This is a genomic window from Parabacteroides acidifaciens (assembly GCF_003363715.1).
GTDB lineage: Bacteria > Bacteroidota > Bacteroidia > Bacteroidales > Tannerellaceae > Parabacteroides > Parabacteroides acidifaciens.
Map to the genome: position 1 here is coordinate 1 of NZ_QREV01000003.1, position 14,361 is coordinate 14,361.

Sequence of the window (14,361 nt, forward strand, 5' to 3'; positions counted from 1 at the left end):
TCCTTGGGATATTTGGAACGCCGTCCGTTTTATTTTCAAATATTCGATTCTCCGGGAGTTAAGGTTTATCACTTTGTCGGTTTTTCAGCCTTTAGACAATCAAATTGCAGGCTTAACGGGACGAGCTCGGCACCTCGTTTCATCAGTTGTTAGTCCTAAAAGCTAAAACCGTAAAAAAAGTCAATCCAAAATTGATCAAAATTTTAGATGAAATAGAAAAATGGCCGAAATGGGGGGTTATTGTATTTTTTTATTTGCGGGAGATTTAAATTTAGGTAGAAGTGAGTTACTTTCTTATGATTAATATTCGCAAAGATCTTGAATTACCTTCTCAATGGTAGGAAGTAAGGTCGGAATATCTTCTTTTATTGTTGAATAAACAATTCCAGCATCAACATCAAAGTAATGGTGAGCAATTTTATCTCTTATCTGCATAACTCCTCTCCAATATATTTCAGGGTATTGAGGCAAAACTTTCCCTCCTGTTATTTTGTCGAAACTTTTAACTGATTCTCCTAATGCTATCAGATTCATACAAATAGCATCTAACCGTAACATACCATCCGGTGAACAAAGAAAGTCGTTTACACAAGAAATGACTGTAGCACGTTCTTCTATAGTTAACAATGCTTTTCTAATATTTTCCAGACATTGGATAGCTAACTCTCGGTCAAACATAAATAGCCTCCTTTGTGATACGTTGTTTCAAATAAGCATTCATGTGTTCTCGTATGCGTACTAAGTCAACAGGACATCCAAACAGATTCTTTAGCTCTGATTGCATCTTATCCAATGTTAACAAAGACGGTGCTTTTCCTTCGTAGCAAATATCGATATCACTTTCTTCTTTTTGTTCGCCACGAGCAACAGAACCAAATATACCCATGCGAGTAATCCCGTATTTACCAGCATGTTGTGCCTGGTAGCTCTTTAGGATTGAAAGATATTCAGTTGTTGTTTTCATATTACCACGTTTTGGGCAAATATACGGAATATTATCGAAAGCTGATAAATTCTATCCTGATTTCGGGTAAACCTGTAAGCTGTTTTTAGCTCTTTTTACCCCCTTTTTTGCCGCATCCCTTCAAAAATAACAAAACAGCACTTCAAGCACTACTTGAATGGAGGTGGTGTAAGTGGTTATAAATAAGAAATATATACACAATTGTAAGCGGACGCGGAAAAGCCCGTTTTTTAGGGGTAAAAATGACCTGTTTTTGACTTATAACTGACTGGGAATAAAAAAGATAGGAGGCTAATTCGAAATGACGAAAAAAAACGTACGTTTAAATTCGTCACAAATTTACGCATACTTTTTAAACCTGCAATTCTTTTCTCTAATATTTTTTCATTTTCTATGTTGTTTCTTATCAATTAGATAGCTTATCAAGGACAAAAATACCTCTTTTTGCAACAAACACCAAAAACGCCTCAAAAAATGACGAATTTAAACGTACGTATTTGTAGTCAAAATACAATCGTTAACATTAACAAAGTAGTATACATTAATATAACACATAGATTTTATTACTAATTAAATTATTAAATTATGAACAAAAGATTTTCTACTCTTTTGGCTGCCGTAATGGTGGTAGGTAGTTCTTTCTCGGCTCAAGCAAACGGAGATGAAGTTACTTTGAAAGAAAGCTTGGGAAAGTATTATCAAATGAAAGTTGACGGCAATTTCGTCGTTATTGGACATGGCGAGACGCGTGACTCTTTGGCTGTTTGGGCTGCTGACGAGATTAAAACACTTGAAGATGTAAACGAGACATTGTGGCGTGTTGAATTTACTCCGGTTAAGGCTGCAAACGGACAGATTGCCGAATATGAAATGCGCTTGTTTAACAAGGTTGGTAACCGCCAGTTGATTTTAAGCACTGCTCTTGCACAACATGGGAAAACATTCTACAAATCTCCGGCTGCAGTCTTGGGGGCTGAAGGTTTGGATAAATGGACTGTGACAAAAGAAGAATACGATGAATTGTCAACGGTTGCAGACCAGGATTTCCGTTTTATTAAATATATCTATTCTAAAACAGCTGACAAAACGACTAAATATAAGTTAGCTATTAAGGGGGATGTAATCAAACTGCAATCGATCGTTTCTGATGAGCAAAAAGGTAGTGAACCTACATTTACTCATGACTTTCCTGTAGAGAGTGATGTTGAGACATTTGCCCCGACAGCTACAGCCGTAGATGAAAATGGAGTTTACTCTTTTGATGCAAAAGAACTGAACGCTAAAGGCAATGATGGTTTTACCCTTTCTTTCTCAAAGGATGTCGTAAATAATAAATATGCGAATCCGTTCTCTGCTTATACTTTACATGCTACAACAAAGCCTATCTATTCTGCTGCTGTATATAAAGGTGACTATGCGAAGGCTTTAGCTGATGTAAAAGAAGCTTACGAACAGTTGGATGATTTGAAAGCGGCTTTGAAAGGTTATTCAGATGGCGTAAATGAAGCGATTACTTATTTGACAACAACTGGTAATACGGGTGCTGCAGCTGCTAAAGCCGGATCATTGATTCAGAATCAGTCTGATTTGAATTTGGCTGGCGAAGAAGTGGATGCTTGTCTTGTTATCTTGTCTACTGGCAGTGAGATCAAAACTCTTATTGGAACGGCTAAAAATGCTATGAATAAAGTTGCAGCTATAGAGATTGCTGCTGGAACTAAATTGGCTACTACCAATGCTGACCTGAAAGCATATCAGACTGCCAATAAAGCAGTTTTGGATGCTATTGATGATCTGATTGATGACACCAAAGATGCTGTTGATGCTGTAGATGAAATTATGCAGGCTTGGATGGTTCCGGCTAATATTGATGCTACGATCGGGTTTGATGATACTGAAAGCGAACTGACTGCTTTAACAACTTTCAATACAGCTAATTTTGCAACAAGTGAAAACACTATTGGTGCATTAATTTCTACTCTGGCAAGCAAAGCTGTTGTTGGTGAAAGAGAAGCTGCTGCAACTTTAGTTGAAGATTATTATGCATTGGCAATCGCCGATTCAACAATCAAAGAAAAGCAGGCTTATCTGGCTGTAGACACGAACTATGTTGCCAACAAAGAAAAATATCTGACTTTTACTACAGATACATTGATTCCGGCAACAGTAAAAGTTGGAAGTGAAGACGTAGATGTTTTGGTCGCTCCATTGAATAAAAATATCAACAAATATGCATTCGCATTGTCTGCAGTTATTGATAATATCGCAACAGGTGACTCTATCCTGATTGATACTTATGCACCTAATGTAGGTGATAATGGTAATTTTACCGATGTAAAAGATGGTTTTGTGACATATGAGGATGAAGCACGTGTTGTAATCCGTACTTTGGGTAATGGCCGTGAAATTTCTGTGACAACAGATATTACTACTCCTGACGAAGCAGTTTATAATACAAACATTGCATTTGCAATGCCTCCGTATGCAGACTTTGAAGAAGGTGAAGTATTCTTTGTTAAGAGCATGAAGGATGCAGATAAGGGTGGTTTCCGTGTTGTGGCTTATGACGGTACATTCAATACTACATTAGTAAAAGAAAGTAAAGTGTCGGCATCTGTTCCTGCGACTCAGTGGTTCGTTAAGAAAGCAAATGCTGCTACTCATACTTATACAATCGCTAACCGTGATAAGGATCAGAAGCTTGTAAATGCAGGAAGTGTATATGTCGTAGATGCTGAAAAACGTATTTATACAACTGCTGCCAAAGATACATTCCAGGTTGTGGAAATCGCAGACTTGAAAGAAGATACTCATCTGGGTTACAAATATCTGACTAATGAAGAGCAGGTATTGAAATCATTTGTACTGACAGCTAAGAACTATGCTAATCCGGAAGCTTACTATCTGACAGTCGGTAAGGATTCTGCTGTTGTGGTTACTCCGAATGCAGACGAAGCAATGTCTTTGGTTGTTGCCACTCCGACAACTACAGATTCAAAATTGAATGACGAATCTATCCTGACTCGTGCATTCCAGTTGGTAACAAAAGATAAGAAGGAAACTTATTATCTGACTTCTACCGACGGTATGTTGTATATCACGACAAAGGCAAACACCAATACTTTGAAGTTCAGAAGAGTAAACGATAATGCTGACGAATATGAAGTTTTGGTTAATGCAAACGAAGGCAAGTTGTCAATCAACCAGGATGGTGAAGGCGTGAAGGTTGCAATGGGTGAAGCTACTTCTTATGTATTCAATCTGGCAGAAGAAGTGACAGAAATCTATAAGAACTTTGAAACTGAAACGATCAAGAATGTGACCATTTCTTTGGATGGCGATGAGGCTTCTAAGGTAACAGCTGTTAAGCCGTTTGCTATTATCAAACGCACAGGTTTGGAACTGAAGGCTGCTGCTACAGATAACGATTTTGTTCTGGGATTGGATACTGCTTATATCAATCGTGCAAATAACTATCGCTATGCTTACTATATCACTAAACCGATCGATGTAGAAAAAGTAGGTTCCTTCGACGAAAAAGCATATATGGTAAGTTATAACGATTCTATCGATTATAGCAGTGATACAGTTAAGTATACTCAAGACAATCTGACTCGTATCGGATTTGTTCATGCGAGCCGTATTGAAGCATTCAATAATGATTCTTTGGCTATCAGCAAGGTGGCTCCTGATGAAAGTGATACGATCAATGTTGCCAGCGCACAGGGTATCACTCCTGCAACTTGGGCATTCGCAATTGAAAGCGACGGTGTTTATCGCATTGAAACAAAACAGGATGTTAATGGATGCAAGTATGTTAGCTACCTGAATGGAATCTTGGTACTGGGTAACAAGGAACAGGCACAATTATTCAATGTAAACGATACAGATTTGACTCCGACAGACAACGAGGTAATCTCAACTTCAGAAGTGAAAGTAATCGCTGCTAACGGCGGTGTTCAGATCATCGGTGCACAGGGTAAGAAAGTTGTTATCACTAACATCCTTGGCCAGACAATCGCCAACACAGTTATTTCTTCTGACAACGCAACAATCGCTGCACCTGCCAGTGTAGTCGTAGTTGCTATTGAAGGTGAAGAAGCTGTAAAAGCAATCGTAAAATAAGAATGAAATTATAATCAAATAATTCTAAAATAGGCCGCGCGGGTTTGTAGAGACGGACGGCCGTCCGTCTCGATCAACACCAATTACCCTGTGACAGGCGAACAAGCGGTCAAGTTTAATATTAATAATACTAAAGTATATTGAATTAAAAGTTCAATGTAGCCGGTAACCCTGTGAAGGACGAAAGCATACAAAAAAACAAGCCCCGGGAGATGGTAACACTTCCGGGGCTTTGTCGTTAGCCGGTATATCTGCGATACGATCTGCCACTACTGCCGAAAAGAAGAAGTGGCTTTCGGGGCGCGAGGGATAAACAATCCCCCTCCGAACATATTTTATGAAAGAACTACTGACAGCACTGTTTAACGGTGCCAATCCGTCCGTGTCTTTGTATCAACAGTGTCTAACCTCCATGCCCACCGAAGAACGGCAAACCTTTCGTCGTAAGACATATGCGATAGCTCTTTCGGAATGGAGCGAACTAAACTCGCCTTACCGCCTTTTCCTGGTGCGCCTGATTAAAAGCGAACGTCAGGAATTTCTCGATTACTTGCATGACGAAACGATATTAGGGCAATTCCTGTATGATATGGAAGACTTAAATCTCTTCCTGAAAGTCCTTGGTTTATTAGCTAAACCCAGTAAAAATCATATAACTTCTTATACCAAATTGTCTTTCTCCCTACTTCTGTCTTTTAATATGGATTTAAAAATAAAGACCTTATCCGATAAAATCAGATACGCGAAAGCCGATACCTTCGATTTTGTGGAGCTGATGGAGAAAAACGGTGAGATGGAATAAACGATTTTTCGGGCTAAATTCCCCTAATAACTTACTTTTTTTCTTTAATTAGAGCGTTTTTCTTTTTTTTATTTGTACTTTTGCAATGCCCATCTACAATTAGAAGGGGTTTCGAGGCTCGTTTTGGCAAGATCCAATTCGGAGCCTTGCGTTTTTTATAAGACTTCGTTCAGTTTCTTTTTCAGCATCTTCTTTATTTTCTTCTCACCGCCCGGCATATTCAAGTAATAGGCAGTCAGCAGATAATATCCGTAAGGGCTTCGTTGTGGTTCAAGGACAATTATATACTTCTCCGCTGTGTCATACACGATACGGATTAGAGGACTATTCTTTAAGCGGGACAGAAATATTGCTGTATTCTGCGAATAGAGTGGCTTTCTTTCTGGTGCGCCTGATCAAAGCGAACGTCAGGAATTTCTCGATTACCTGCATGACGAAACGATATTGGGGCAATTCCTGTGTGAGATGGAATAGCAGATTAAAAAGGGAGGGCCTCTATTTGTATAGAAGGAATTAATTCCGTTTCTTTGTGGCAAAGATTTTTGGATATGGCAGACGAACAACAAATGGTGCTCCGCACGGAGGACCTCGTTAAGAAATATAAGACACGAACCGTTGTAAATCATGTTTCTATTAATGTGAAGCAAGGGGAGATCGTGGGATTGCTCGGACCGAACGGGGCGGGGAAAACGACTACGTTCTATATGACGGTAGGCTTGGTGACGCCCAACGAAGGAAAGATATTTCTGAACGACATGGAGATCACGAAGTTTCCGGTATATAAACGTGCCCGTAACGGTATCGGCTACCTGGCGCAGGAAGCTTCCATCTTCCGGAAAATGACGGTGGAAGATAATATCCGCTCCGTATTGGAAATGACGGAAACGACACCTGAATACCAGAAAGAGAAGCTGGAAAGCCTGATTGCCGAGTTTGGTCTGAACAAGGTGCGGAAAAACTTAGGTGACCAGTTGTCCGGAGGTGAACGGCGCCGTGCCGAGATTGCCCGCTGTCTGGCTATCGACCCGAAATTTATCATGCTCGACGAACCGTTTGCCGGAGTCGACCCGATTGCCGTACAGGATATCCAGAGCATTGTTGCCAAATTGAAACACAAAAATATCGGTATCCTGATAACCGACCACAACGTGTATGAGACGCTGAGTATTTGCGACCGTGCCTACCTTTTGTTTGAAGGAAAAGTGCTCTTTCAGGGAACAGCCGAGCAGCTGGCCGAGAACGAGATCGTACGCGAAAAATACCTGGGTAAAGACTTTGTGCTTCGCAAGAAAGACTTTTAGTTTTTGGCTGCCGTCAACTGTTTAATCTTTTTTGCACAGGCATAAAACAGGAACAACGAGATAATGGCTATGACGGTGTAAGGCAACAGGTTTTGCGCAGAGATATCGCCGGTGATAAATTCGTTGTCTTTGAGCTTGGCATCCGACATACTTATTACGGCAAAAGCGTTGTTGGTAAAGTGGGCGAATACCGGTATCCAGATATTCCGTCCCCAGTAGAGCAGATAACCGAAATAAGCACCTAACAGCATACGGGGCAGGAAACCGAAGAACTGCATATGGAAGGCGCTGAAAAGAATTGCGGCGCTCCAGATGATAATATGGTGGTTACGTGTCCATCCTCCGATTACCCGTTGCACGGCTCCCCTAAAAAGAAATTCTTCCGTGATCCCGGCGGCAAGGGCGATGACAAGCAAATTGAACAATAACGTTACGATCCCTTTGCCTGCCAGCAGCATCAGTGTCAACTCTTCAGCGGTCTTTTCCTGCGCGCGCATCCAGTTTTCTACCGGTTCCATAAAAGACGGCAGTTCCATTTGTTTATTCAACAATCCGGCCAAGCTGATGGAGGGAGAGAGCAGGAAGATACTGACCAGTGTGAGCAGCAGAATTTGTCCTTTGGGGATTTTGCCGATCGACAGATATTCTTTCGGATTGTTGCTGCAAGTCCAGGCCAGTGCTACGGCCGGAAACAGGAAAGTTCCGACAGCCGATATCAATTGCACAAGGCGCATCATGTCGGGATATTGCATGATATCAGACTGGAAACCATACACCATATAGAATATTCCCATTGCGATCAGCGATGAGAAAATAGCCCCGAACAAAACCAGCAGGAGCAAGACGAACAGTTGAAAGAAAGCCGGTTTTCCGGCATATATACCTTTTAAGAACATACGTTTGGACATAAAAAAACTTCTGCTCAAAGATAAGCAGAAGTTTTTTATTTCTTTCCGGAAAAGTAATTATTTAGGACGAGCCTCTTTTACTACCATCTGACGGCCTTCGTATTCAGCTTCGTTTAATTCTTCGATAGCCTTCTTTGCTGCTGCATCGTCGGGCATTTCAACGAAAGCAAAACCTTTTGATTTGCCGGTTTCACGGTCTTTGATGATCTTTACGGAATCAACAGTACCGTATTCTTCCATTACTTGTTTCAAATCATCTTCCCGAACACGATAGTTCAGGTTTCCAACATAAATGTTCATAAAATAGAAAATTAAAAAAATAAAATTGTTACTTAATGAAAGAAGTAAACCGGAACTTCGTAACAGGTTGCCCTTTCATGTCACAAAGGAATACATTTATTTTAGATAAACAACATTTTAGCCGGGAAAAAATAATATTGCTCTTAAATTCATCTCGGTTATAACAAATTAAGCAAACAATTTGCGAGATTAAAAGAATAAGTCTAATTTTGCACCCTAAAATTCGAACAAGACTATTAATTAAATAAATCATTCAGAATGAACGTTTCGCTTAAAAACATTGATGCCACAAAAGGCATTGTGAAATTAGAAATAGTGAAAGCTGACTATGCTGAAAAGGTCGAAAAGAGCCTTCGCAGCTTCCGTCAGAAAGCAAATGTGCCTGGTTTCCGTAAAGGTATGGTGCCGATGGGTATGGTGAAAAAGATGTATGGAAAGCATGTGTTGGTGGAAGAAATCAACAAATTGGTTTCTGAAAACCTGTACAACTATATCCGTGAAAATAACCTGAACATTTTGGGCGAACCGCTGCCTAACGAGACTGAACAGAAAGAAATCAACTTTGATACTCAGGAAGAGTTCGAATTTTGTTTCGACGTTGCTTTGGCTCCGGAAATCAAACTCGAACTGTCCAAGAACGATAAGGTTCCTTACTATCAGGTGAATATCGACGATGACATGATCGGCAAGCAGGTTGAAGCTTACCAGGCTAATTTCGGCTCTTATGACGAAGTTGACGATGTAGAAGAAAAAGACCTGATAAAAGGTACTGTAGCCGAGCTGGAAAACGGTTCTCCGAAAGAAGGTGGTATCGTTGTTGAAGACGCAGTCCTGATGCCTATGTATATCAAGGATGAAGCAGAAAAGGCTAAATTCTTGGGTGCAAAGAAAAATACGGTTGTCGTGTTCAACCCGAACAAGGCTTATGAAGGTGCAGAAGCTGAAATCGCTTCATTCCTGAAGGTAGAGAAAGAGGCGGTTGCCGGCATTACAGGTGACTTCAGCTTCGAAATCAAGGAAGTGACTCGTCATAAAAATGCAGAACTGAACCAGGAATTGTTCGACAAAGTATTCGGAGAAGGTGTAGTTACCAGCGAAGAAGAATTTAAGAACAAGATCCGCGAAGCGTTGGCTGAACAGTTCACTCCGCAGAGCGACTTCAAGTTCCTGACCGATACACGTGATATTTTGGTTAAGAAAGCCGGAGAACTGGCTTTTGCCGAAGACCTGTTGAAACGTTGGTTGCTGGTTGCAAACGAAAAGAATACAAAAGAAAAGATCGACGAAGAATATCCGCAGATCGTGGAAGACCTGAAATATCACCTGATCAAGGAAAATCTGGTGAAAGAAAACGGTCTGAAGGTTGAAGATGCCGATATCGAAAACTTCGCTAAACGTGTGGCTAAAGCCCAGTTCGCACAGTACGGAATGCTTTCTGTACCTGAAGATGTGTTGGCTAACTATGCGAAGGACATTTTGAAGAATAAACAAACCTTGCAGAATATCATCGACCGTGCTGTCGAAGAAAAACTGGCTGGTTGGTTGAAGGAACAGGTTGAGCTGGATGTTAAGGAAGTATCAGCCGACGAGTTCAATAAACTTTTTGAAGAATAATATCCCCTGAAAAAGCAGCTCCGGCTGCTTTTTTCTTCTAAAAAGGGCTTTCTCTCGAAAAAATATCTTACCGGATTGCAAATAAGTTGTTTCTTTCAGAAATTTATTTATAACTTTGTTTTTCCGATAAGTAAGAGGGGAATCCCTTTTTTTATGACTTTTCGGTAATACAAATAAGACTATAGATTATGGAAGATTTCAGAAAGTATGCAACGAAGCATTTAGGGATGAGCAGTAATGCGCTGGACAGTTATATGAACATAACCAGCAGTTACATCTCTCCGACGATTATCGAAGAGCGCCAATTGAACGTTGCTCAGATGGACGTTTTTTCACGGTTGATGATGGACCGTATTATATTTTTAGGTACACAAGTTGACGATTATACGGCCAATGTAATCCAGGCACAGTTGTTGTATCTGGACTCCAGTGATCCTGGTAAAGATATTTCAATTTATATCAATTCACCGGGCGGTTCCGTCTATGCCGGATATGGCATCTATGACACCATGCAGTTTATCAGCAGTGACGTATCGACAATCTGTACGGGTATGGCAGCTTCATTCGCAGCCGTATTGCTGGTGGCCGGAACAAAAGGCAAACGTATGGCATTGCCCCATTCCCGCGTGATGATTCACCAACCGTTAGGAGGTGCTCAGGGACAGGCCTCGGATATCGAGATTACAGCACGTGAAATCCTGAAAGTAAAGAAAGAACTGTACACGATCATATCGACCCATTCCGGTCAGCCGTATGAAAAGGTAGAACACGACAGTGACCGTGACTACTGGATGACAGCGGAAGAAGCGTTGGCTTACGGTATGGTGGACAAGGTTCTGGTACGTAACAAATAATATTAATGCAGGGGCAAGGTAAGCTTGCCCTTTAAAAAAACAAATACGGAATGGCCAAAACAGGCGATAGCTGTACGTTTTGCGGGCGCAGTAGCCGGGATGTTAATATGCTGATTAACGGAATTTCCGGCGCTATCTGTGATGAATGTGCACAGCAGGCGTACGAAATAGTAAAAGAACAAATGCCCGGTAAAAAGAGCTCTTTCGGATTAAGCCAGGGAGAGTTGCCGAAACCGGAAGATATTAAGGCTTTCCTGGATCAATATGTAATAGGGCAAGACGATGCCAAACGTTACCTGTCGGTTGCCGTTTATAACCACTATAAGCGTTTGATCCAGAAAGTGACATCGGATGATGTCGAGATCGAGAAATCGAATATTATTATGGTGGGTGCTACGGGTACCGGTAAAACGTTGTTGGCCCGTACGATCGCCAAATTGCTTCATGTCCCGTTTGCTATTGTCGATGCAACGGTGCTGACGGAAGCCGGTTATGTAGGGGAGGATATAGAAAGTATTTTGACCCGTTTGTTGCAGGCAGCCGATTATGATGTGGATGCGGCGCAACGCGGTATCGTATTTATCGACGAAATAGACAAGATCGCCCGCAAGAGCGATAATCCTTCCATTACACGTGATGTCAGTGGTGAAGGCGTACAGCAGGGATTGCTGAAATTACTGGAAGGTTCCATCGTGAACGTGCCTCCCCAGGGTGGCCGTAAACATCCGGAACAGAAAATGATTGCTGTGGATACCAAAAATATCCTGTTTGTATGTGGTGGCGCTTTCGACGGAATAGAGAAGAAAATCGCCCAGCGTTTGAATACCCGTGTAGTTGGATACGCCGCAAACGAAAACACAGCACAGGTTGACCGTAACAATCTGCTGAAATATATTACGCCTACCGATTTGAAGTCGTTTGGTCTGATTCCTGAGATCATCGGACGTCTGCCCATTCTGACGTATTTGAATCCGTTGGATAGAAGTACGCTCCGGAATATCCTGACGGAGCCGAAGAACTCCATTATCAAACAATACATCAAATTGTTCGATATGGATGATATAAAGCTGACGTTTGATGAGGACGTGTTCGAATTTATTGTCGATAAGGCACTCGAATTTAAGTTGGGAGCACGTGGTCTGCGTTCCATTGTAGAGGCTGTGATGATGGATGCCATGTACAGTATGCCGTCTGCAAAAAAGAAGACACTCCATGTTACGTTGGAGTATGCGAAGGATAAGTTTGAAAAGTCGGACGTAAACCGTCTGCAGGTGGTCTGATCGGCGGTTTTTAAAATATTAATTAGTATGGCAAAGAAGGATAATTTGACAGAGGCGCTCAAAAAACATTTTGGTTTTGGTACCTTTAAAGGTAATCAGAGAGCGATCATCGAAAATGTGCTGGCAGGAAACGATACCTTTGTGTTGATGCCGACCGGAGGAGGAAAGTCTTTGTGTTACCAATTGCCTTCTCTGATGATGCAGGGGACGGCCATTGTGATTTCTCCCTTGATAGCCCTGATGAAAAACCAGGTGGATGCCATGCGTAACTTCAGTGAGGAAGACGGAGTGGCCCATTTCATCAACTCCTCTCTGAACAAGTCGGCTATAGATCAGGTGAAAGATGATATCAGAAGCGGCCGTACCAAGTTGCTTTATGTGGCCCCGGAGTCTCTGACAAAGGAAGAGAATGTCGAATTTTTGCGTCAGGTCAATATTTCGTTTTATGCCGTGGACGAAGCGCATTGTATTTCAGAGTGGGGGCATGACTTCCGGCCGGAATACCGTCGTATCCGCCCGATCATAAACGAGATCGGCAAACGTCCGTTAATAGCCCTGACTGCTACGGCAACGCCGAAAGTGCAGCACGATATCCAGAAAAACCTGGGAATGATCGATGCTTCAGTTTTCAAATCATCCTTCAACCGTTCTAATCTGTATTATGAGATTCGTCCGAAAACGGCGAATATCGACCGTGAGATCATTAAATATATTAAGTCCAACGAGGGAAAATCAGGTATTATTTATTGTCTGAGCCGTAAGAAGGTGGAAGAGTTTGCCGATATACTGAAAGCAAACGGCATTAAGGCGTTGCCTTATCATGCCGGTATGGATTCGCAGCAGCGTTCGTCCAACCAGGATGCATTCCTGATGGAAAAAGCGGATGTGATTGTGGCGACTATTGCTTTCGGTATGGGAATCGATAAACCGGATGTACGCTATGTCATTCATTACGATATACCGAAAAGCCTCGAAGGATATTACCAGGAAACCGGACGTGCCGGCCGTGATGGCGGCGAGGGGCAGTGCATTGCTTTTTATGCATACAAAGACTTGCAGAAATTAGAAAAGTTCATGCAGGGGAAGCCGGTTGCGGAGCAGGAAATCGGAAAGCAATTATTGCTGGAAACTGCCGCTTACGCCGAAACTTCCGTATGTCGACGGAAAGTATTGTTGCACTACTTCGGTGAAGAGTACCTGGAAGATAATTGTGGAAATTGTGATAATTGTTTGAACCCCAAAAAGAAAGTGGAAGCAAAAGAATTATTAAGCGCCGTACTGGAAGTTATTGGTACGTTAAAGGAAAAGTTTAAGGCAGAATATATCGTCAACATGTTGGTTGGCAACGAAACCTCCGAAATTCAATCTTACAAACACAACGAACTGGAAGTTTTCGGCTCCGGTTCGGATGAAGAAGAGAAAACATGGAATGCCGTTATCCGTCAGGCGCTGATCGCCGGGTATCTGGCTAAAGACATTGAAAACTACGGACTGCTGAAGATTACGGAAAAAGGAAAAGAGTTTATAAAAAAGCCGGTTTCTTTCAAGATTACGGAAGACAACGAATTTGACGAAGAGGAAGAAGAGGTTCCGGTACGCGGCGGGGCTACCTGTGCCGTCGACCCGATCCTTTATTCGATGATGAAGGATTTGCGTAAGAAGCTGTCGAAACGCCTGGAGGTTCCTCCTTTCGTAATTTTCCAGGACCCGTCTTTGGAAGCGATGGCAACGACTTATCCGGTGACATTGGATGAGTTGCAGAACATCCCGGGAGTGGGTGCCGGTAAGGCAAAGAGATATGGCAAGGAGTTTGTCGAGCTGATCAAGAAACATGTGGAAGAAAACGAGATCGAACGTCCCGAAGACCTTCGTGTGCGTACGGTTGCCAATAAGTCCAAACTGAAAGTTTCAATCATCCAGCGCATCGACCGCAAGGTGGCGTTGGACGAGATCGCGATGACGAACGGACTGGAGTTTAACGAACTGCTGGACGAAATCGAAGCGATCGTTTATTCCGGAACCCGTATCAATATCGACTATTTCCTGAACGACGTGATGGATGAAGATCATATCGAAGATATTTACGAATACTTCAAGGATTCGGAAACGGATGATCTGGAAGATGCTATTGAAGAATTGGGAGGCGATTATACCGAAGAAGAAATTCGTTTGGTCCGTATCAAGTTCCTGTCTGAAATGGCGAACTGATTAAT

At 42.0% G+C, this 14,361-nt stretch carries 12 protein-coding genes; 7 read left to right on the forward strand and 5 right to left on the reverse strand.

Going from position 1 to position 14,361, the window contains the following annotated elements; all coding sequences use genetic code 11:
* Positions 1-300 precede the first annotated feature (300 nt).
* Both DWU89_RS01685 and DWU89_RS01690 read right to left on the reverse strand, forming a co-directional pair.
* A complete protein-coding gene (locus tag DWU89_RS01685; RefSeq protein WP_115497967.1) occupies positions 301-678 on the reverse strand; it encodes a HepT-like ribonuclease domain-containing protein in 378 nt (125 codons plus the stop codon).
* Positions 671-964, reverse strand: a complete 294-nt coding sequence (locus DWU89_RS01690; RefSeq protein ID WP_115497968.1) for a nucleotidyltransferase family protein — start codon at positions 962-964, stop codon at positions 671-673. The genes DWU89_RS01685 and DWU89_RS01690 overlap by 8 nt, the downstream gene beginning before the upstream one ends.
* Positions 965-1,549: 585 nt before the next feature.
* Between DWU89_RS01690 and DWU89_RS01695 the strand changes: the two genes are divergently transcribed.
* Complete coding sequence (locus tag DWU89_RS01695) at positions 1,550-5,089, forward strand: DUF6383 domain-containing protein (RefSeq protein ID WP_147292082.1); 3,540 nt, start codon at positions 1,550-1,552, stop codon at positions 5,087-5,089.
* 337 nt (positions 5,090-5,426) lie between these two features.
* A complete protein-coding gene (locus DWU89_RS01700; RefSeq protein WP_115497970.1) occupies positions 5,427-5,891 on the forward strand; it encodes a hypothetical protein in 465 nt (154 codons plus the stop codon).
* Positions 5,892-6,046: 155 nt separating this feature from the next.
* On the opposite strand, the gene DWU89_RS20715 is transcribed toward DWU89_RS01700, so the two are convergent.
* Positions 6,047-6,199 carry a hypothetical protein gene (locus DWU89_RS20715; protein ID WP_244205826.1) on the reverse strand — a complete coding sequence of 51 codons (153 nt, stop codon included), beginning with the start codon at positions 6,197-6,199 and terminating at the stop codon, positions 6,047-6,049.
* A 240-nt stretch (positions 6,200-6,439) separates the two neighbouring features.
* Here DWU89_RS20715 and lptB point away from each other — a divergent pair, with 240 nt between their 5' ends.
* Positions 6,440-7,192, forward strand: coding sequence for an LPS export ABC transporter ATP-binding protein (lptB, locus tag DWU89_RS01705; protein ID WP_036658357.1), 753 nt, complete (start codon positions 6,440-6,442; stop codon positions 7,190-7,192).
* Here lptB and DWU89_RS01710 read toward each other — a convergent pair.
* Both DWU89_RS01710 and DWU89_RS01715 read right to left on the reverse strand, forming a co-directional pair.
* Positions 7,189-8,088 (reverse strand): CPBP family intramembrane glutamic endopeptidase, encoded by a 900-nt coding sequence (locus DWU89_RS01710; RefSeq protein ID WP_115498102.1) that lies wholly within the window; start codon positions 8,086-8,088, stop codon positions 7,189-7,191. The genes lptB and DWU89_RS01710 overlap by 4 nt on opposite strands.
* Before the next feature lie 69 nt (positions 8,089-8,157).
* A complete protein-coding gene (locus tag DWU89_RS01715) occupies positions 8,158-8,400 on the reverse strand; it encodes an RNA recognition motif domain-containing protein (RefSeq protein ID WP_115497971.1) in 243 nt (80 codons plus the stop codon).
* Between the two features lie 258 nt (positions 8,401-8,658).
* Here DWU89_RS01715 and tig point away from each other — a divergent pair, with 258 nt between their 5' ends.
* The 4 genes from tig (at position 8,659) to recQ (ending at position 14,356) form a co-directional block, all read left to right on the forward strand.
* Positions 8,659-10,014, forward strand: a complete 1,356-nt coding sequence (gene tig / locus DWU89_RS01720) for a trigger factor (protein WP_115497972.1) — start codon at positions 8,659-8,661, stop codon at positions 10,012-10,014.
* Positions 10,015-10,202: 188 nt separating this feature from the next.
* Positions 10,203-10,868, forward strand: a complete 666-nt coding sequence (clpP, locus tag DWU89_RS01730; RefSeq protein ID WP_115497974.1) for an ATP-dependent Clp endopeptidase proteolytic subunit ClpP — start codon at positions 10,203-10,205, stop codon at positions 10,866-10,868.
* A 50-nt stretch (positions 10,869-10,918) separates the two neighbouring features.
* The gene (clpX, locus tag DWU89_RS01735) at positions 10,919-12,148 is read left to right on the forward strand and encodes an ATP-dependent Clp protease ATP-binding subunit ClpX (RefSeq protein WP_115497975.1); all 1,230 of its coding nucleotides are present in this window, start codon (positions 10,919-10,921) and stop codon (positions 12,146-12,148) included.
* Between the two features lie 27 nt (positions 12,149-12,175).
* Positions 12,176-14,356, forward strand: coding sequence for a DNA helicase RecQ (gene recQ / locus DWU89_RS01740; RefSeq protein WP_115497976.1), 2,181 nt, complete (start codon positions 12,176-12,178; stop codon positions 14,354-14,356).
* Positions 14,357-14,361 lie beyond the last annotated feature (5 nt).

Excerpts from the sequence above, each read along its gene's own strand:
- DWU89_RS01715 (WP_115497971.1), bottom strand. The coding sequence starts at position 8,400 with ATGAACATTTATGTTGGAAACCTGAACTATCGTGTTCGGGAAGATGAT.
- DWU89_RS01710 (WP_115498102.1), bottom strand. The coding sequence starts at position 8,088 with ATGTTCTTAAAAGGTATATATGCCGGAAAACCGGCTTTCTTTCAACTG.
- DWU89_RS01695 (WP_147292082.1), top strand. The coding sequence starts at position 1,550 with ATGAACAAAAGATTTTCTACTCTTTTGGCTGCCGTAATGGTGGTAGGT.
- clpP (WP_115497974.1), top strand. The coding sequence starts at position 10,203 with ATGGAAGATTTCAGAAAGTATGCAACGAAGCATTTAGGGATGAGCAGT.
- DWU89_RS01690 (WP_115497968.1), bottom strand. The coding sequence starts at position 964 with ATGAAAACAACAACTGAATATCTTTCAATCCTAAAGAGCTACCAGGCA.
- tig (WP_115497972.1), top strand. The coding sequence starts at position 8,659 with ATGAACGTTTCGCTTAAAAACATTGATGCCACAAAAGGCATTGTGAAA.
- lptB (WP_036658357.1), top strand. The coding sequence starts at position 6,440 with ATGGCAGACGAACAACAAATGGTGCTCCGCACGGAGGACCTCGTTAAG.
- clpX (WP_115497975.1), top strand. The coding sequence starts at position 10,919 with ATGGCCAAAACAGGCGATAGCTGTACGTTTTGCGGGCGCAGTAGCCGG.
- DWU89_RS01685 (WP_115497967.1), bottom strand. The coding sequence starts at position 678 with ATGTTTGACCGAGAGTTAGCTATCCAATGTCTGGAAAATATTAGAAAA.
- DWU89_RS01700 (WP_115497970.1), top strand. The coding sequence starts at position 5,427 with ATGAAAGAACTACTGACAGCACTGTTTAACGGTGCCAATCCGTCCGTG.
- recQ (WP_115497976.1), top strand. The coding sequence starts at position 12,176 with ATGGCAAAGAAGGATAATTTGACAGAGGCGCTCAAAAAACATTTTGGT.